Source organism: Natrarchaeobius versutus (genome assembly GCF_041205745.1).
Taxonomy (GTDB): Archaea; Halobacteriota; Halobacteria; order Halobacteriales; family Natrialbaceae; genus Natrarchaeobius; species Natrarchaeobius versutus.
The window spans coordinates 139,523-158,094 of record NZ_JBGFCC010000012.1 but is presented as its reverse complement, the minus strand read 5'-3'; the positions used below and the strand labels follow the sequence as shown (position 1 = coordinate 158,094).

Below are 18,572 nucleotides of genomic sequence, written 5' to 3'. Positions count from 1 at the left end.
ATCGTTTTTCGGATGTGACGAACTGAGTTACCCAATTGTCACACAATCTGTGGCAAGAAACGGTCCGTTTCGTGGACACCGACGCCCCCTCCTCGACGGAAATGGTAGGTCTTTTACCCCCATCGGAGCACCGTACACACGAGATGAGTTACGAGAAGATCGAGGTCCCCGAAGGGGGAGAGAAGATCACGCTGAAAGAGGGTACCGAGGGCGAACTCGAGGTACCTGACAACCCGATTATCCCGATCATTTACGGCGACGGCGTCGGAAGTGACGTCGGCCCGGCCGCACAGAAGGTACTCGACGCCGCCGCGGACGCGACCGGCCGCGAGATCAACTGGATGCGCGTCTACGCCGGCGAGTCCGCTCGCGAGAAGTACGACGAGAACCTCCCCGACGAGACCGTCGAGGCGATCAAAGAACACCGCGTCGCGATCAAGGGTCCGCTGACGACGCCCGTCGGCGCCGGTTTCCGGTCGCTGAACGTCGGCCTGCGAAAACTGCTCGACCTCTATGCCAACGTTCGACCGACCTACCACTTAGAGGGCGTTCCGTCGCCGGTCTCCGAGCCGGAGAAGATGGACATGGTCACCTTCCGTGAGAACACGGAGGACGTCTACGCCGGCATCGAGTGGGAAGCCGGTACCGACGAAGTCGAGCAGGTCAAGGAGTTCGTCGAGGAGGAGATGGGTGAGGACGACGTCATCCACGACGGACCCGTCGGCATCGGTATCAAGCCGATCACGGAGTTCGGAACCAAGCGCCTCGTCCGCCGTGCCATCGATTACGCCTTAGAGCACGACCGCGACTCCGTTACCCTCGTCCACAAGGGTAACATCATGAAGTTCACCGAGGGCCAGTTCCGTGACTGGGGTTATGAGGTTGCCGAGGAGGAGTACGGTGACGAGGTCATCACCGAGGACACCCTCTGGGAGGAACGCGACGGCGAAGCGCCCGACGATGCCGTCGTCGTCAACGACCGCATCGCGGACAACATGCTCCAGCAGCTCCTTACGCGAACGGACAACTACGACGTCATCGCCACGATGAACTTAAACGGTGACTACATGTCCGACGCCGCAGGCGCCCAGATCGGCGGCCTCGGCATCGCGCCCGGCGCCAACTTCGGCGACGGCCGACTGCTCGCCGAACCCGTCCACGGCTCCGCGCCAAAGTACGAGGGCCAGGACAAGGTCAACCCGACCGCCATGATCCTCTCGGGCCGCATGATGCTCGAGTACATCGGCTGGTCCGACGCCGCCGACCTCGTCCGCGACGCCGTCGAAGAGACGATTTCCTCGGGCAACGTCACCTACGACCTGGAGCGCCAGCTCGAGGACGCCGAGAAGCTCGCAACCAGCGAGTACGCCGAGGAAGTTGTCGCGAACATTGAAAAGTTGTCGTAGACAACTTTTCACGCAATCGGATGCCAACGGCATCTGACGATATCGAGAAGCTCTCGTAGAGCGTTTCTCGAGCAATCAGAACGCTCGTGCGTTTTGACGATCTCGAGATGCTGTCGCAAGCTGTTTTCTCGCACGCGTTTCGTTCTGTTTCGTCCAGGACTCGTCTCCCATTCGTCGGAACAGTGTTCGAATACACGTGTCCGGTGTAGCCCGTCGAATAGCCTTCTTCACGAGAAGGTGGACAGGGCGAGAAGAGAGAACAGTACGTTCGATCGTGCGAATGCGATCGCTTACGGTGGCGCGTACTCGTCGCAGTCGTCTCCGTTGATCTCGGAGTTGCCTTCACACTCGAGTTGCCAGTCGTTGTCGAAATAGGCGTGGCCTTCGATCGTTCCGTCCTCGAGGTGAATTTCTCCATGGTTCGTCGTGATATCGACGTCTCCTTTGACGACCCCTGACTCGATGACGATTTCTTCTCCAACTTCGACGTCGCCTTCGACGGTCCCCTCGGAGCCGACGACGATTTCTTGTTCTACGCTGACGTCGCCTTCGACGATCCCCCACTCGACGTTGACTTCCTCGGTGGTATCGACATCGCCATGGACGATGGTCCCGCCGGTCACGTTGACTGTCCCGTGCATATCGACGTCGTTCTCGACGGTGGTTCCATCGAGTGAAACGTTGTGCCACCCCGAGTAGACCGTTCCTTCGATCCCGCTATCCGTGATCGTCATGTCCGCCCCATCGACGAAACCGCCGACCGATACGTCGGTTAGGGTCACTGAGTCACCGCGGGCATCGAGATTGCCACCAACCTCACTGTCGCTGGCCGTGATTCCACTCTGGGCCCAGAGGTTGCCGGTGACGTTAGCATTGTCCAGTGTCGCCTCGCCGCCTTCGGCGTCGACGTCGCCGTCGACGTCGCTGTCGATGATCTCGACGTCGTGATTCGTGATAATATCGTCGTCAGCAGTCGCATCGACGAACGTCACACGGTGGTGTTCTGAATAGACGACGTCGCCCGTGAACCCGCGTTCGACGGTAACTTGTGCACCTGCGTCGATTCGACCGTGAATCTCACTGTCGCTCGTTTCGACTCGGTTTGAAACGTCGAGATTGTCGTATAGTTTCGCGTTCTCGAGATGTGCCTGGCCCGTCCCGTGTGCGCTTCCGACGATGTAGCCGTCGGTGACGTTGATATCCTCGTGCGTGTTGACGGTTCCGTTGACGAACCCATCGTCGATCATCAGTTCGGTAACGGTGGTACTGCTCCCGATGTCACCGATGACGCCACCCTCCTCTACGACGTGGACCGGAAAGGGCTTATCGACGTTACATTCGATCACGGTGTCGATCACGATAATGCCGTCCTCGTTCGGCTCGAGGTAGCTATCACAGTCTACCGGTTCCGGATCCGGGTTCGGATCGGGATCCGGATCTGGAGTCGGATCAGGGTCGGGATCCGGATCGTCGTCGGCGCCACCGCCGGCGCTTCCCTCGTCGACGGTCAACGTCGCCAGCAGGTGCTGGGTTTCGCCGTCTTCTGACTCCCAGACGACCCGAATCTCGCCGTCCGGATTCGTCGGCTCGAGGTCGACGCGTTCGCCCGACCCCAACGCGTCCTCACTCCAGCCCTCTTCGGTTTCGTTGCCGACCAGCCGGACCCGGTCGGGATCGAGGTCGTCACCCGCGTAGTTGGATAGTTCGTAACCGTCGCCGTCGGCGGATTCTCTGACCTCGAGGCCAGTATCCGGTGCGGGATCCGGCGTCTCGGTCAGTCCCAGCAAGACGGTCGCGGTGACCGTCACGACCGCCACGGTAATGGCGATCATCAACACGACGGCGATAACCGGGGAGACCGCCCGTTCGTCTCCCTTCGAGTGTCCTTTCTTCCCTCCGCTATACATTTGCTAGAAATACTCTCCATCGACATATAAAGTTGTTCGTTACTGTGTGACAGTCGTGACGGGGCGATTCGACCATCGGAGCGACGGCTCGTTAGCTCGCCACCGACTCTCGAATCGGCGGTCTCCGTGGGACGTCCTCGCCCGGTTAGTCGTAACGTTCTCGCCGCCGGAACGCCAACGGCTGGTCGATGGTCGAGGTACGAATCGCCGACGACGAGGAAAAACGGGCGGACGCGTTCGAGGTTCGCCACCGCGTATTCGTCGAGGAACAGGGCGTCGACGAGGATCTCGAGTACGACGAGTACGACGCCGACGCGACCCACTTCGTCGCCTACGACGGCGCGGAGCCGATCGGGGCGGCCAGATTCCGTCGACTTGGGGACGCCAAGGGCAAAGTAGAGCGAGTCGCAGTGCTCGAGTCACGCCGCGGCGAGGGGATCGGACGAGCGTTGATGGAAGCGATCGAGGACGAAGCCGCGTCGCTCGACGTTCGGACGCTGACGTTACACTCACAGACCCGAGCCGCCGACTTCTATCGGCGTCTGGGGTACGAACGATACGGCTCGGAGTTCGAGGAGGCGGGGATTCTACACGTCGAGATGCGAAAGTGAGTACAGAAACCGGCTCACGCCTCGAGCGGGTTCGCCCACGTAGTTCGCCCCGATCCCGCGGCGTGGGATTTCGTTCACTGGTTCGTCTCACAACTCCCCGTCCGTCCCGAAAACGATGCCAAATATTGATGGCATTACCAAGAACCATCAGTGATCTTTTTCTATATTGCGTTCGAGCGGACAGCCATGCCTACCCCCCCAACTCCGTACGACGACGTTCCGAACTTTATCGTGGATCGATTTGACGATCACTCGAAAGAAGAACTCCGTGAAATCGCGACGTATGCGGAGACACTCGACGGTTCGCTGGACGTCCCCGATTACGTCGTCCAGGCGTTTGCGATTCAAAACGAGGAGACGCGGACCGTCGTCGCGATCTACGCCAACGAGTTGGCCTCCTATCTGGAAGAACTCGAGGAACTCGAGGACGAAGCGGAAGACGACGAGGAAGACGACGACAGATATCCCGGTCGAATGGGCGGGGCGTTTTTCGGCTAACGTCATCGTCACGACGGCCGTCTGTCGGATTTACTGTGCTTTCCTCGCGGAAGGTTGAGATCCTCTCTCGTTCGTCGAGCACCGAACGCGGATCTAATCGTCTTCGAATCCGATCTCTCGAGCCGAGTCGTTACTCCTGCCAGTTCGGGCTCTCCCGTGGTGGGCTGAAGATGTCGACGCCACGAACAGTCTCGTCCCCGCGATTCTCGGCGGCGTGGGGTTGGTCGCCCGGAATCGCGTAGGAGTCTCCGGGTCCACAGACGATCTCGTCGCCGTCGGTTACGAACGCGAGTTCGCCCTCGTAGACGAACCCGGTCTGTTCGTGTGGGTGGCTGTGTTCGTCGACGACCGCGCCGGGTTCGATCTCGAAGTGTTGGACGTTCATCGACTCGGAGCCGGCCATCAATGCCAGATGGACGCCGTCGACGGCCTCCGCGGACTCGAGGTCGGAGAGGGAAACGCGTTCCATAGACGGCCTACGATCACCTTCCTCTAAACTGTTCCCGATACCGTTCCGTCCGAGAGTCGCCGCTCACGGTACTACAGTAACAACTGAAACTGTTTGACACCGGTCGTCCGACGACTGTACGTCGAGTACGCACTGACTTTCAGCGGCTACTATAACCAGATCATCGCGAACAGGCCGACACCGGCTAGGCCGCTGCCGGCCATCGCGTTCCACCGGACGAGCATGTCGACCGACGATCGGACGTCCTCGAGGCTTCCCGTGGCGACTACGAACGCCGGTGACTTGCCCGCATCGGCGACGACGCGGTTCGACGCGTAGCCGTGACCGACCGACTCGCAGTGTCCGACGACGGTGACTTCGTCACCGGATTGGATGTGGGCTTCGCGGTACGACCGATCCCGGGAGGTCGTGCCAATCTCGAGTTCGTCGAACTGTTCTACGACGTGGGCGGGCGGGTGCTCGTCGCCCTCGACTTCGATCGTCACGTCCCGGACGAAGACGTCCGCCGGATCCGCCGGGAGGACGTCGGCGGCTTCGGGGTCGACCAGGAGTTCCCCGCTGCCGTCGTCCACGTAGAACTGGGTCGCGTCTGAGTCGACCGCTATGGGAACCATCGTAGAGTCGGAGCTTCCCGAGTTGGGTATCCACCGTCGTTCCTGGACGCTTGCCGCGTAGGCCAGACAGGGTTCGTCCGAGAACGGTCCAACGAGCGCGTCGTCGACGGGCCGAACGTCGCCCGTGACTCGAACCGGCCCGTCGTGGATGAACCCCGCTCGATCCGACTCGATCCCGAGCGCCCGATACCAGTCCGCGTTCGACGCGGCGATCGTCAGCATCCCGACGCCGGCGACGAACGAGGCGGCTGCGAGCCAAAACCACACCGAGTCGGGAAACGGTCCGAGAACGCGAAGGAGAGCGAAGACGGCCACGACGAGGGTACACGCGGCGAATGCCACACCGGACCCCACTCGAGTCCGTCGGCTGACGATCCGCAACTCGTTTCCGAGGTGAACGTAGCGCAGGCAGACGAGAAACGGGATGCCGACGAACACCAGCAGGAACGCGGCGGCGAACGCGTAGATCACCAGCGTTCCCGTCGGTGGAACGACACTGGACATCATTATCCGTAGCTGATGTGATCGGTAGAAAAACGTTCCCCTTCGGCGACCGATCTCGGCTCGAGTCGAGTGGTGTCGGGCGGTATCGAACGGCATCGATCGGTCGGTTCCGGTCTGCGTCGACGGCTGTCCGATCCGATTCATCGGGTCTGCTCGCCTGCTCGCAACCCGTGACGTCCGGTCCGGTCGCCGAAGATTGAACTGTCGTCCCGACCCACTCGAAGGTATGTATGCTGTCGTCGGTTGTAGCGAGTGTTCGAACCTCTGGATCATCGAGGGACGCTCGGAGACCACCCAGTGTCCTCGCTGTGGCTCGCGCCGAGCCTACGAGAAGCGCAAGAAATTCGTCGAGACGGACGACGCCGATCACGCCCGCGACGTTCGGGCGTCGATGCTCGCGAACCGCCAGGGCGAGGGCGAAGCCTTCGCGAACCTCGAGTCGTTTTCCGACCTCGAGACCGATGTCGCCGACGGCGTGGTCGACGATGCCGAGTATCTGGAGGCGTCGGGACTCGACGTCGACGAGGTCGAAGCGGCCGGCGACCGGGATCCACGGGGAGCGACGCGAACCGGGAGCAAGAAGGAGATCGTCGAACGAGCCATCGAGGACCTCGAGCGGCCGACCGAGGACGAAATCGTCGCGTACGCCGACGAGCGTGGCGTCTCGTCCTCCTACGTCCGGAACGCTCTCGAGAAACTCGTCCGGCGGGGCGCGGTCAGCGAGAGCCGAGGACGATACCGCCCGCTGTAGTCGCACGCTCTCGCCACCGACCGTGGGGGAGCGCAGCAGTCTATGGTGGCCAACACACGCCGAGACGGGAACGGCAGGATTTTGGGTCGAGGTGCGGAACCTCGAGTCGATGACCGAAGAGGTCGACGTTCAGGAACTCGCGATCGGCGTCGGGACGGTGCTCGCGTTGGTTCTGTACGGCTACGGATCGTTCGTTGCCGAGACGATCCTGGGCGTCGACGCGACGACTCTCGCGGTACTCGCGTTCGCGGCGACGTTTCTCGCGGTCGCACTCTTACACGGCGCTTACGGCAGACGGGATTTCGCGCTCGCCCACGCCGCCGCGGGCGTCGGCCTCAGTTTGGTCGCGCTCTCCTCGAGTGGCCCGCAGGTGCTTCTTGGAATCCTCCTCCTTGCCGCCGGCGGCGCGTACGTGGCGATCAAAACGTTGCGGGCTCGCCGGGACGTCACCGACACCGCGGGGTAACCACGTTCGTCGGCTCGTTGCGGACGGGATATGCGCTCTCTCGCGATTCGTCTCGTCGATCAGCGTGTGTCGCTCGCGGCCATCGCTTTGAGCGCGGCGATACGCCGTTCCGTCGTCGGATGTGTCCGGAGGAGATCGCCACCACGACGTCCCTTCTCGGGTGGAAGGATATCGAGCGCACCGGCGGATCGCCTGAAATCACGCAGGTCCTCGTCGGGCCGACCCCTGGCGTCGTAAAGCGTCTCGAGTGCGCTCGCGAGTGCACCGGGTGAGCCCGTTAGTTCCGCTGCGGCCCTGTCGGCCGCGAACTCGCGTCCGCGCGAGAGCAATCCGACGCCGAGTTGACACGAAAACAGTTGAACCGTCGTCACGGCCCCAAGCACCGCCCAGACGAAAAAGACCGCGACGTATGCGAAGACGCCCAGTCCGTGGAAGAATCGAAACGCCGGGCGCTCGCGGGTACCGAGATCTTCGGCCACGAGCATCGGCACCAAAAGCAGGTTCACGAGCCGCCCGTCGCCGTTCGCGAGGTGGCTCACCTCGTGGGCCAGGACGGCCTCGATCTCCTCGTCCTCGAGTGCGCGGACGACGCCCCGGGTGATGACGATCGTTCCGTTCGACCGGCCGCCGAGTGCGTACGATTCCGGACGACGACGGTTGACGATCCGGACCTCGGGTTCGGAGACGCCCGCCTGCTGGGCCAGTCGGCGCACCGTCGTCGCGATTTCGGGGTGGCGTTCGGTCGCCGGCGTTCCGGTGGTCCCGATTTCCGCGTTAAACCGCCGAATCTCTGCTCTGATGGGGTCGCGGTACAGCAGGGGGAGCGACGCGGTGCCGATCACCATCGCGATTACCCCCGCGTTCGAGATCCACAGCCGCCAGACCTCCTCCGTCGGACCGGGGTCGACGAACGACAGCACGTAGCCCCGCACCAACGCGAACGCGACGGTGATCGCGAGGTAGACGGCGCCGCCGGTCACGGCCGCCGCGACGAGTGCAATCGTGAACGCGACGATCGAAATAATCGCGAACGCGCCGACCATGCGCGCGACCAGCCACGGCCGCGTACTCGAGTTCGGGGCCATTTTGTCCTCGACGGAACGTGTGTGCCCGATGACTAATAGCGTTACTCGAGTCCGTCGCTGATCGCTTTCGAGTAGATCTACCGGTTACGAAAATGCGCCGACTCCGGGCTATCGACCGAGGTCCTCGTGTGCGCTCGCGAGGTGCCTCGAGGCAAGCGCCGCGAGCAGGGAGAGTTCCCCGGCGAGTGCCCCCACCGCGATGATCTCGGCGAGTGCGTCGGCGTTCGAGCCGGCCGGTTCGCCCCCGCCTCGCACGCCGAGGATCTCGAGCGCTTCGGATTGGGTCGGGAGCTTGGTTCCGCCGCCGACGGTCCCGACCTCGAGGGAGGCGAGCGAGATCGAGGCGTAGAGGTCGGCCGGGTCGTCCTCGGTTGCTGGCTCGCGGACGTCCATCGTCGTGATCGCGTTCGCGCCCTCGACGACCTGCGCTTCGTCCTGGCCGGTCGCGAGGAAGGCCGCGGCGACGACGTTCGCGGCGTGGGCGTTGAAACCCAGACTGCCCGCTTTGGCGCTGCCGATCAGGTTCTTTCGGGTGTTCGCCTCGACGATCGCCGCCGCCGTGGTGTGGAGTCGCTGCTCGAGGATCTCGCCGGGGATGACGACGTCGGCCGTCACCGACCGGCCGCGGCCCTCGACGGCGTTGACCGCGGCGGGTTTCTTGTCCGAACAGAGGTTACCCGAGAGGGCGACGAGATCGGCCGGCGTCTCCGCTTCGACGACCTCGCAGGCCTCGCCGGTCGCGATGGTGGCCATGTTCATCCCCATCGCGTCCTTGGTGTCGTAGGCAAAGCGGAGGTAGACCGAGTCGCCGACGACGTAGGGTTCGACGCCCAGCAACTCGCCGTGGCTCGTCGTCGACTCGGCGGCCTCGCGAAGCGCCTCGAGGTTGCCTTCGACCCACTCGACGGTCTCGGCGGCCTCGGCGACGCCCTCGACCCGAAACACAGGGGCGCGGGTCATGCCGTGTTTCGTCACGCGGGCGTCCGCACCGCCCGCGGATCGGATCACCGAGAGGCCTCGGTTGACGGACGCCAGTAACGCGCCCTCCGTGGTCGCCAGCGGCAGGTAGTGTTCGCCGTCGGCCGCGCCGCCGTGGACGGGAACCGGACCGGCGACGCCCATCGGCACCTGGGCCGCCCCGATCATGTTCTCGATGTTCGACTCTGCACGTTCGGCGGGGAAGCTGTACTCGCCGACCGTCTCGAGGTCGGCGCCCGTCTCGCGCTCGACGAGTCGTCGGCGGGCCGCGGCCGCGACGTCGTGGTCGGCGTGTTCCTCGAGTTCGTGGACGCGCAACTCGCCGTCGCGTACCCGGTCGGCGAGGGACTCCGGATCGGTCATGGCTCACTCGAGACGGTGGCCCGCCCTAAGTATTGCTGATTCTCACCACGCTGGGGGCATCAGGACGACCCGGTCGGCGTTTCGTTGCCGCCGCTCGAGCGATAGCCGGCGACGAACTCGTAGCAGACGAGGCCCAGGACGGCCGCGGTACCGATCGCCAGGATCGCCACTTCTTGGAGCACCGCGGGCTCGGCCTCGAGCAACGCTCCCCACTCGACCTGGTAGGTCGCGTGGCCGGCGAACCACAGGGCGAACGCACCGATGGCGAGGGCGGTGAATCGAACCCGTGTTCGCGCCGAGATGTCGTCGTCGGTCGCGGCGAGATACAGCTGGGGTGTGACTACGACCAGCCCGGTGACGAGGAGGTACGACAGTAGCGGTTGTTGACCGATCGGCACGTCGAATGCGACCTCGACGACGGCGAGAGCGGCGACGGCGATCACGAGGAGGACGAACGAACCGACGATGACGCGGTTCTCGCGGGAGAGCATACGTACGCCCACTCAGTCCAGGAAAATTACTATTTCCCCGGAGACACGTTCGTCCCGCTGGACGATCGGTACGGTCGCTCGTAGTCGTTGACCGCTGCACTCTCGGTTGAGTGCGAGCGAAGCGCCTCGACTTCGCCGATGACGACGGTCCTGTGGTCTCGCGTCTCCACAACCGTTTTGCACCTCGCCGTCGCGATTCCGTCCATGACAGCGGCCGCGGATCTCCTGGTGACGAACGCGGAGGTACACACTTTGGCGGATCTCGACGACGTTCGCGAGGCCTTCGCCGTCCGCGACGGCGAGATCGTCCGCCTCGGAAACACGTACGAGATCGAGTTCCTCGAGGGCGTCGAGACCGACGTGATCGACTGCGGCGGCCGGGTCGTCCTTCCCGGATTCGTCGACGCTCACACCCACCTCGAGCAACTCGGCCAGCACCTGGTCCACGCGGACCTCTCGGACGCCGACAGCGCCGACGACTGTCTCGAGCGCCTCGAACGGGTGGCGGAACGCCACCCCGACCGGGAGTGGATCCTCGGCTTCGGCTACGACGAGAGCGCGTGGGACGACCCCGAGGCGGGTCGGCTCACCCGCGACCAACTCGACGCAGTGAGCGACACGCGACCCGTCGCCGCGCTCCGCGTCGACCTCCACACCGTCTCGCTGAACGCGGTCGCCCTCGAGAAACTGGGCGACGACCTTCCCGTCGCCGACCTCGAATTCGAAGGCGGCGAACCGACGGGAATCGCCGTCGAGGATGCCGCCGAAGCGGTGCGCCGGGAGATCACCGCCGACCGCGAGGCGATGACCGAGGTGCTCGAGGCGGCGACGGCTCACGCGGTCGAACGCGGGGTCACGGGCGTCCACGACAAGGTTCGAGGCTCGACAGCGCCCCGGGTGTACCGCGAGATGGCCGCCGCGGGCGAACTCCCTCTCCGCGTGCGTATCGACTACTGGAGCGACCACCTCGAGTCGCTCGTCGACGTCGGCCTCGGGACCAACGACGGCGGATCGTTCGTGGAGACGGGCGCGATCAAGTCCTTCTCGGATGGAAGCATCGGGAGCCGAACCGCCAAACTTCGGGAGCCGTACGCGGACATCGGTTCGGCTGGGGACGGCGATATCGACGGTGACCGCGATGGTAGCGACAGCGAGAACCACACGGAACGTGAGAACGCGACCGGCCAGTGGGTTGTCGATCCCGACGAACTCGCGGGGCTCGTCGAGCGAGCCGACGGTACAGGCTATCAGCTCTCGATCCACGCCATCGGCGACGAGGCGGTCGAGGAGACGCTGTCGGCACTCGAACGAACCGCCGACCCCGGGGGCGCGCGCCACAGGATCGAACACCTCGAACTCGCAACCGACGAGCAACTCGAGCGGATGGCCGACGCGGGGATCGTCGCCTCGATGCAACCCAACTTCCACCGTTGGGCCGACGACGGTGGGCTGTACGACCGCCGACTCGGGGAGGATCGACGGCGACGGACAAACCGGTTTCGACGGGTGCTCGAGGCCGGCATCCCGCTCGCGTTCGGATCGGATTGTATGCCGCTCGATCCTCTGCTCGGCGTCCACCACGCGGTCAACGCACCGACCGAAGTCCAGCGACTCTCCGTGACGGAGGCGCTACGGGCGTACACCGCTGGCGCCGCCTACGCCGGCTTCGACGAGGATCGCCTCGGAACGCTCGAGGTCGGCAAACGGGCGGATTTCGTCGTCCTCGAGGATTCGCCCTGGGAGCGGACGGATCGGATCGCGGCGATCGACGTGGCCACGACGGTCGTCGACGGCACCGTCGTCTACGACGGATAGGTAGGGTAGTTGTTGCATCCGTTGACATACACGGGTTTTGTAAATTCTCAAACATTATCTGTGGGTTCGTTGTACCGGGCCGCAGAGATGGCATACGAACCGGATTCGACCGCGACGGCGGTCGTCGCCGAGGACGTGCGTCGGACCTACCACCTCGCTGAGCCGGTCCACGCGATCGACGGCGTCTCGCTGTCGCTGGGAGCGGGATCGTTTACCGCCGTGATGGGTCCGAGTGGGTCGGGGAAGTCGACGCTGATGAATCTGGTGGGCTGTCTGGATACGCCGGACGCCGGTCGGGTCGAGATCGCCGGTCAGTCGGTGGGATCGCTCTCGACCGACGAGCGCGCCCGACTGCGGGGAACGGAGATCGGATTCGTCTTCCAGACGTTCGACCTGATGGCTCGGCTCACCGCCGCGGAGAACGTCACGCTCCCGATGGTCTTTCACGACGCGGTCGAGGTCGACCGTCGCGAGCGGGCGCGAACGCTCTTAGAGCGGGTCGGCCTCGGAGACAGACTCGAGCACAAACCGACCGAACTCTCTGGCGGCCAGCGCCAGCGGGTCGCGATCGCCCGGGCGCTCGCGAACGATCCGTCGCTCGTGCTGGCCGACGAGCCGACCGGAAACCTCGACTCCGAGACGGAAGCCGAGATCATGGATCGCTTCGTCGAGTTAAACGACGAGGGGACGACGATCCTGCTCGTCACACACGAGCGCGAGGTCGCCGAGTACGCCGATCACGTCGTCCACCTGCTCGACGGCCGAATCGAGGAGATCGAACACCTCGGCGAGCGCCGAGACGTGACGGTCGGAAATCTCGGCGACCAGCGGAGCGTGACGGTCGACGACCGGGCGGCGACCAACCCTCGAGGAGGTGACGAGTGATCCATGAACCTCCTCGAGAGCATCCGAATCGGCTGGCGATCGATCGGCTCACACAAGCTCCGGTCGACGCTGACGACGCTCGGGGTGATCATCGGCGTCGCCGCCGTCATCACGTTCATGGTGTTGGGGTCGGGCTTCACCGCGAGCATTATCGGCGACATCGAGGCCGACCAGGAGCCGGTGATGATGGTCCAGACCCAAACCGTTCCGGAGGACGGCTTTGGGGTCATGATGGTCGATTCGCCGATATACACCGAAAGCGATATCGAGGAACTCGAGGAGGTAGACGGCGTCGAGTTCGTCGCCCCCGAAGGCGGACTCGACGTCGTCCAGACTGCGACCGACGACGAGCAGGTGACCGGGGTGATCGACGTCCAGGCGACGACCGCGGATGCCTTCGAGTTTTCCACGTTCGAGGAGGGCGAGACGTTCGACGGCGAGGACGAAGCCGTCGTCAACGAGCAGGCGAGCCAGGCGTTCGAGGGCAACCTCTCGGCGGGCGACGAACTCACGCTCACGTTCGAGGACGGCGAGACGACGACCGTCACCGTCGCCGGCGTCGTCGAATCCGAACTCGGCGGACAGACGCCGCCGAACGTCTACGTGCCCGCGGAGTCGTATTATACGACGACGATCGAAACGCCCGACGGTGAGGAGGAACGGGCGTACCCGTTCCTCCAGGTCGGCGCGGAGAGCCTCGACGCGGTCGATCCGGTCCAGGAGGACGTCACCGAGTACGTTGAGGAGGATTCACACGCGGCCGAACTCAAGCAGGACGGCGACGAGATCGAAGTCCAGACCGTCGAGGACGCGATCGAGCAGTTCACCGACATCGTCGACCAACTCACGCTGTTTATCGGCGCCGTCGCCGGAATCGCGCTCGTCGTCGGCTCGATCGGCATCGCCAACATCATGATCGTCAGCGTCACCGAACGGACCCGCGAGATCGGCATCATGAAAGCCGTCGGCGCACGCCGACGCGACGTCATGCAGCTGTTCCTCGTCGAGTCGGTTATCCTGGGAATCATCGGCGCGCTGGTCGGGGTCGCGGTCGGTCTCGGCGCGGGCTATCTGGCCGTGACGCTCCTCGAGTGGCCGATGGCGTACCCGCTCGAGTGGATCGCCATCGCGATCAGTGTCGGCGTCGGCGTCGGCGTCGTCTCCGGGCTCTATCCGGCCTGGCGGGCCGCTCGCGTGGATCCGATCGAGGCCCTTCGCCACGAGTGACGACGAAATCCGACTCGCGCGTCTCACTCGCCACGCCACCGCCGACTCGAACCGGAAGCTGACCCTCGAGTTCCCGCCGACGAACAGGTGCCCGTCGTTGGTAACCGAGGGATACTGATCTCCGAGCGGGCGTTCCTCGAGGTGTCGTAATCGACAGCGATGGCCGCGTTAGTCGCTATTCTCGTTCACGTTGGGGCTCCCGGATCCGTTGGTCGCCGTTCGCATAACGCGGTTCTCGTTCATGTTGGGGCTCACGGGTCACGTTCGTTCCCCGTTCGCATAACGCGGTTCTCGTTCACTCCGTTCACTCGAACCGCGCTCTCGAAACCGGCACATTTTTGTAGATTAGTTGATAATTATCGCCGATGTTCGGAATCTTGCTCGTCGTGGGCGGTCTTTTCCTCCTGGCGGTCGGAGCCGTGAAGATTCGGCCGGCATACCACGTCTACCGCGGTGAGATACAGGACGTCCTCGAGGTCGAACGGTTCGATGGCCCGGTGGAACTCGAGGGGACGGCGACCGAACTCGAGGACACGATCGTCGCACCGCTTTCCGGAACGCCGTGTCTGGCCTCCGAGTACGAGGTCGAAGAATACCAGTCGAGTGGTAACTCCTCGTCCTGGAATACCGTCGATTCGGGATCGGCCGCCGTTTCGTTTCGACTCGAGGACGAAACCGCGAGCGTCCGGGTCGACCCGGCAGGCTGTCGGCTGGCGCTCTCGACGGATCGAACGATCGAAGTCGGCGGCGGCGAGTCCGAACCGGCGGCGATCAGGGAGTTTCTCGAGTCGACGTCTGATCTCGAGTCGGAGAACTCCTCGCTCGACCTTGGACTCGTCGAAATCGCCACCGGCAACGACCGGCGCTACCACGAGCGTCGACTCGATGTCGGCGGTGACGCGTACGTACTCGGCCGCTCCCGGTACGACGTGGGGGCACGCGAGACGATGCGCGATATTAGTGCGGTCGTCGAAGACGGCGAGGAGACGCCGGCGTTCGTCGTCTCGGACTCGCCCCCGGAGGTCGCCGTGTGGTTGCTCGCCAAACCCGCGCTGTGGTGGCTGATCGGCGGAGTCCTCGCCCTGTTCGTCGGGGTTCAGTTCGCGGTCGCCGGCATCTGATCGCGTTTCGAGGGCGTCGCTTTTCTACCCCGAGAACGACGAACGGGTATGAACGTCGGACTGATGGTCACGTCCTTCGGCGACGTGGATCTCGGCGATGTCGCCGTCCGCGCCGAAAACCGCGGTTACAACGCCGTCTGGGCCGGCGAGCTCTGGGGCGAAAGCGCCGTCGTCCAGCTCGCGGAGATGGCCCACCGCACCGACGAGATCGGTATCGGAAGCGCGATTTTGAACGTCTACTCGCGCTCGCCCGCCGTCCTCGCGATGACCGCGGCGTCACTCGAGCGCGTCTCCGACGGTCGGTTCACGCTCGGGCTGGGAACGAGCACGGCGAAGGCGGTCGAAGACCTCCACGGGATGGCGTTCGATCGCCCCGTTCGCCGGGCTCACGAGACGATCGAACTCGTCCGACGGTACACGGCGGACGACGGCGATCGGGTCGAGTACGACGGCGAGCTATTCGAGGTCGCGGACTTTCCCGCGATCGACGCACCGGTTCCGATCTACCACGCCGGATTGGGGCGTGCGAACCGTCGGGTCGTCGGCCGGCTCTGTGACGGCTGGATCCCACACAACATCCCGTTTTCCCACCTCGAGGGCGCCTTCGAGGAGGTGGCGTCCGCGGCACGCGACCGCGACCGCGATCCGGACGAGATCACGGTCGCCCCCTACGTTCCGGCGGTGGTGAGCGACGACCCGGCGGAGGCCCGCGAGACGCTTCGGCGTCACGTCGCCTACTACGTCGGCAGCGGCGAGGGCTACCGCCGCGCGGTTGCGATGGCGTTTCCCGAGGAGGCAGACCGGATCGCCGACGCCTGGCGCGCCGGGGAAAAACGGGCGGCCGCAACCGCGGTAACCGACGAGATGCTGGCCGATCTCGGCGTCGCCGGAGCCCCCGAGGACGCACGCGAGCAACTGCGGACGGTCGTCGCCGAATCCCGCGTCGACCACCCGGTCGTCGTCGTCCCGGAACCCGCGACCGACGAGATCACCGAGGCGACGATCGACGCGCTCGCACCGGATACGATGTGAGCGGATACATTCAAGCGAGTTCGTCGTACACCGTCACGAGCTGGTCGATCGCGTGATCGACCGAGAACATCGACCGGCGTCGACGACAGAGACTCGAGAGCCGATCGTTCTCCGTGATCGAAAGCCGGAGTGCGGTCCGAAACGCCTCGAGGTCGCCTTCGGGATACCGGTACCCGGTCTCACCCTCGATGACCGAATCCTGGAGCGCACCGGCGTCGACCGCGACGACCGGTGTCTCGCAAGCCGCCGCCTCGAGCGCGACCAGCCCCTGGGTTTCGACCGGGCTGGGAAACCCGAAGACGTCGATCGACGAGTAAAACGCCGGCAGATCCTCGCGCTCGAGAAAGCCGAGAAACCGAACGTCGGCGTCGGCGCCTGCGGCGCGGTCCTCGAGGTCCACGCGGGCGGGGCCGTCGCCGGCGAGGACGAGCGTGACGTCCATCCCGGAAACGGCGTCGATCAGCTCTCCGAGGTTCTTCTCGTAGCCGTGTCGACCGGTGTAGCCGACCAGCGGCCGATCGGTCGGGAGGTCGTGTCGGCTCCGGAACGCACCGACGTCGACCGGCCGGAAGAAGTCGGTGTCGATACCGTTCGTGACGATCCGAACGTCGGTGTCCGCGCCGACGGACTCGAAGAAGTGTTCCCGGGCGTAGGCGGTCGGAACGACGACGCAGTCGACGGTCTCGAAGAACCAGCGTTCGAACGCCCGCGTCGCGCGTTGCATTCCGCGGACGAACGGCCGGGGAACGACCCGATCCGCCCGCGCCTCGAGAACCGTGTGGTAGGACGCGACGACGGGGAGGTCGTGGCGGTCGGCAAATCGCCGTCCTGCGTAGCCAACGGTAAACGGCGTGTGGACGTGGACGAGATCCGGAACCGCGAGGTCCTCGGGGGCCGTCGGCGTTCCCAACCGGTAGTTAGAAAACAGTGGTGCGCGGACGCTTCGGATCGGAAACTCGTCGCTCGAGGGTTCGTACCCGTCCTCGCCGGGGTAGACGACGGCCATCCGTCCTCGGCGACGTGACCAGTACCGACGCCAGAGATCGACCGTGTACGTGACTCCGTTGATCGTCGGCAGGTAGAGGTCCGTAAACGCCGTGACGTTCTCGATCCGTGCCATTAGGGTTCGCTCCGACGTGACGGAATATTGTATTTTTGATGCGACTCGGCGCGAAACGAGGCGTTGGCGTCTCCGTTCCCGTTCCCGTTCCCGTTTCCGTTTCCGTCCCCATTCACGCGAGGTCGATCCGCCGGTCCGTCTTCGCGGACTCGTAGATGGCTTCAGTCACGCACAGATCGGTCAGCCCGTCGATTCCGTCGGGTTCGGGTTCGGTTCCGGTGAGGACGCAGTACCCGAAGTAGTCGAACTCCTCGAGAACTTCGTCGACCGGTGGACCCGTATACTCCATGCGCATATCGCCGCTCTCGACGACCATTTCGTGGGGGACGACGCCACCGAACGGCGAGGCGATCGAGACCCTGCCGTCGGTTCCGACCAGCTCGAGCCGGCTGGCCGCGTGGGCGTCGAGCGATGCCGTACACGATGCGGTCGCACCGGTCGGAAACTCGAGTTGGAACGCGACGTGTTCGTCGACGTCGGCGAACGGGCCGCCGCTCGAGTGCGTGGTCGCGTACACTCCTTCGGGATCACAGCCGAGGATAAAGCGGGTCGTGTTCAGCGGGTAGACGCCGAGATCGACCATCGCGCCGCCCCCGGCCAACTCTGCATCCAGGCGCCACGTGCTCGCGCTCGCGTGATCGAGAAGCGGATTCGAGAAGTTTCCGTGGACCTGTACGACCTCTCCGAGGACGCCGCGGCGGACGAGTTCTCGCGTTCGGCGAACCGACGGTTCGGTCTGTAGCCGGTAGGCGGTCATGAGCGTCACGCCGGCGCCTTCGCAGACGTCGACCACCGCTCGCGAGCGCTCGGCGGTGGTCTCGAGGGGCTTCTCGCAGATGACGTGTTTTCCGTACTCGGCCGCCGCGACGGCGTACCGGCCGTGGAACGCGTTCGGCGTCGCCACGTACACCGCGTCGTAGGCGTCGGTGTGCTCGCCCGCGAGGAAGCTGTCGTAGTCGACGACGTGTGGAACGCCGAACTCCTCGGCGACGGCGTTCGTTCGATCGGGCGAGTTGGTAACCAACACGGTCGTCTCGCAGTACTGCCCGTTGGCGATCCCGGGGAGTGCACGCTGGCGAGCGAAGCCGCCGACGCCGACGACCGCGAGACGGACGGTCCCGTCGACGGATTCGTGTTCCCAGTCCCGTCGCGTGAAGTTCACGAACGCGTTCTCGAGGCTCATACCCGTTGTACGACTCGGACGGAAAAGGACTCAATCCACGACGTGC

18 protein-coding genes are annotated in these 18,572 nt (G+C 64.5%); 10 read left to right on the top strand and 8 right to left on the bottom strand.

Annotated features, from left to right (window positions below; translation table 11 throughout):
• The first annotated feature begins 143 nt into the window (after nucleotides 1-143).
• The gene (icd, locus tag AB7C87_RS22430) at nucleotides 144-1,406 is read left to right on the top strand and encodes an isocitrate dehydrogenase (NADP(+)) (RefSeq protein WP_369731754.1); all 1,263 of its coding nucleotides are present in this window, start codon (nucleotides 144-146) and stop codon (nucleotides 1,404-1,406) included.
• A 290-nt stretch (nucleotides 1,407-1,696) separates the two neighbouring features.
• On the opposite strand, the gene AB7C87_RS22425 is transcribed toward icd, so the two are convergent.
• The gene (locus AB7C87_RS22425; protein ID WP_369731753.1) at nucleotides 1,697-3,313 is read right to left on the bottom strand and encodes a type IV pilin domain-containing protein; all 1,617 of its coding nucleotides are present in this window, start codon (nucleotides 3,311-3,313) and stop codon (nucleotides 1,697-1,699) included.
• Nucleotides 3,314-3,501: 188 nt separating this feature from the next.
• On the opposite strand from AB7C87_RS22425, the gene AB7C87_RS22420 reads away from it, so the two are divergent.
• Together AB7C87_RS22420 and AB7C87_RS22415 are read left to right on the top strand one after the other, a co-directional pair.
• Nucleotides 3,502-3,924 carry a GNAT family N-acetyltransferase gene (locus tag AB7C87_RS22420; RefSeq protein ID WP_369731752.1) on the top strand — a complete coding sequence of 141 codons (423 nt, stop codon included), beginning with the start codon at nucleotides 3,502-3,504 and terminating at the stop codon, nucleotides 3,922-3,924.
• 186 nt (nucleotides 3,925-4,110) lie between these two features.
• Nucleotides 4,111-4,422 (top strand): hypothetical protein, encoded by a 312-nt coding sequence (locus AB7C87_RS22415; RefSeq protein ID WP_369731751.1) that lies wholly within the window; start codon nucleotides 4,111-4,113, stop codon nucleotides 4,420-4,422.
• Nucleotides 4,423-4,552: 130 nt separating this feature from the next.
• Here the strand turns inward: AB7C87_RS22415 and AB7C87_RS22410 are convergent, their stop codons facing one another.
• Both AB7C87_RS22410 and AB7C87_RS22405 read right to left on the bottom strand, forming a co-directional pair.
• Nucleotides 4,553-4,891, bottom strand: coding sequence for a cupin domain-containing protein (locus AB7C87_RS22410; RefSeq protein WP_369731750.1), 339 nt, complete (start codon nucleotides 4,889-4,891; stop codon nucleotides 4,553-4,555).
• 149 nt (nucleotides 4,892-5,040) lie between these two features.
• Nucleotides 5,041-6,012, bottom strand: a complete 972-nt coding sequence (locus AB7C87_RS22405) for a hypothetical protein (protein ID WP_369731749.1) — start codon at nucleotides 6,010-6,012, stop codon at nucleotides 5,041-5,043.
• 223 nt (nucleotides 6,013-6,235) lie between these two features.
• Between AB7C87_RS22405 and AB7C87_RS22400 the strand changes: the two genes are divergently transcribed.
• Together AB7C87_RS22400 and AB7C87_RS22395 are read left to right on the top strand one after the other, a co-directional pair.
• On the top strand, nucleotides 6,236-6,760 hold the full coding sequence (locus tag AB7C87_RS22400; protein WP_369731748.1) for a DUF5817 domain-containing protein: 525 nt from the start codon (nucleotides 6,236-6,238) through the stop codon (nucleotides 6,758-6,760).
• A 109-nt stretch (nucleotides 6,761-6,869) separates the two neighbouring features.
• Nucleotides 6,870-7,226: a hypothetical protein gene (locus tag AB7C87_RS22395; protein ID WP_369731747.1), complete on the top strand. Its 357-nt coding sequence runs from the start codon at nucleotides 6,870-6,872 to the stop codon at nucleotides 7,224-7,226.
• Nucleotides 7,227-7,285: 59 nt separating this feature from the next.
• Here the strand turns inward: AB7C87_RS22395 and AB7C87_RS22390 are convergent, their stop codons facing one another.
• The 3 genes from AB7C87_RS22390 to AB7C87_RS22380 all read right to left on the bottom strand — a co-directional run bounded on the left by AB7C87_RS22390 (nucleotide 7,286) and on the right by AB7C87_RS22380 (nucleotide 10,143).
• Entirely contained in the window at nucleotides 7,286-8,311 is a 1,026-nt protein-coding gene (locus AB7C87_RS22390; protein WP_369731746.1) for a M48 family metallopeptidase, read from the bottom strand.
• A gap of 108 nt (nucleotides 8,312-8,419) precedes the next feature.
• On the bottom strand, nucleotides 8,420-9,652 hold the full coding sequence (gene hmgA, locus AB7C87_RS22385; protein WP_369731745.1) for a hydroxymethylglutaryl-CoA reductase (NADPH): 1,233 nt from the start codon (nucleotides 9,650-9,652) through the stop codon (nucleotides 8,420-8,422).
• Between the two features lie 59 nt (nucleotides 9,653-9,711).
• Nucleotides 9,712-10,143, bottom strand: coding sequence for a hypothetical protein (locus AB7C87_RS22380; RefSeq protein WP_369731743.1), 432 nt, complete (start codon nucleotides 10,141-10,143; stop codon nucleotides 9,712-9,714).
• Between the two features lie 204 nt (nucleotides 10,144-10,347).
• Here AB7C87_RS22380 and AB7C87_RS22375 point away from each other — a divergent pair, with 204 nt between their 5' ends.
• From AB7C87_RS22375 to AB7C87_RS22355, 5 genes are all read left to right on the top strand, one after another.
• A complete protein-coding gene (locus tag AB7C87_RS22375) occupies nucleotides 10,348-11,958 on the top strand; it encodes an amidohydrolase (protein ID WP_369731742.1) in 1,611 nt (536 codons plus the stop codon).
• An 87-nt stretch (nucleotides 11,959-12,045) separates the two neighbouring features.
• Nucleotides 12,046-12,843, top strand: a complete 798-nt coding sequence (locus AB7C87_RS22370) for an ABC transporter ATP-binding protein (protein ID WP_369731741.1) — start codon at nucleotides 12,046-12,048, stop codon at nucleotides 12,841-12,843.
• 3 nt (nucleotides 12,844-12,846) lie between these two features.
• Complete coding sequence (locus AB7C87_RS22365; protein WP_369731740.1) at nucleotides 12,847-14,070, top strand: ABC transporter permease; 1,224 nt, start codon at nucleotides 12,847-12,849, stop codon at nucleotides 14,068-14,070.
• 365 nt (nucleotides 14,071-14,435) lie between these two features.
• Nucleotides 14,436-15,191 carry an E3 ubiquitin ligase gene (locus tag AB7C87_RS22360; protein ID WP_369731739.1) on the top strand — a complete coding sequence of 252 codons (756 nt, stop codon included), beginning with the start codon at nucleotides 14,436-14,438 and terminating at the stop codon, nucleotides 15,189-15,191.
• Nucleotides 15,192-15,239: 48 nt separating this feature from the next.
• Nucleotides 15,240-16,223, top strand: coding sequence for an LLM class flavin-dependent oxidoreductase (locus AB7C87_RS22355; RefSeq protein WP_369731738.1), 984 nt, complete (start codon nucleotides 15,240-15,242; stop codon nucleotides 16,221-16,223).
• Nucleotides 16,224-16,233: 10 nt separating this feature from the next.
• Here the strand turns inward: AB7C87_RS22355 and AB7C87_RS22350 are convergent, their stop codons facing one another.
• Nucleotides 16,234-17,343 (bottom strand): glycosyltransferase, encoded by a 1,110-nt coding sequence (locus AB7C87_RS22350; RefSeq protein WP_369731737.1) that lies wholly within the window; start codon nucleotides 17,341-17,343, stop codon nucleotides 16,234-16,236.
• 112 nt (nucleotides 17,344-17,455) lie between these two features.
• Nucleotides 17,456-18,526: a D-xylose 1-dehydrogenase Gfo6 gene (gene gfo6, locus AB7C87_RS22345; RefSeq protein WP_369731736.1), complete on the bottom strand. Its 1,071-nt coding sequence runs from the start codon at nucleotides 18,524-18,526 to the stop codon at nucleotides 17,456-17,458.
• Between the last annotated feature and the right edge of the window lie 46 nt (nucleotides 18,527-18,572).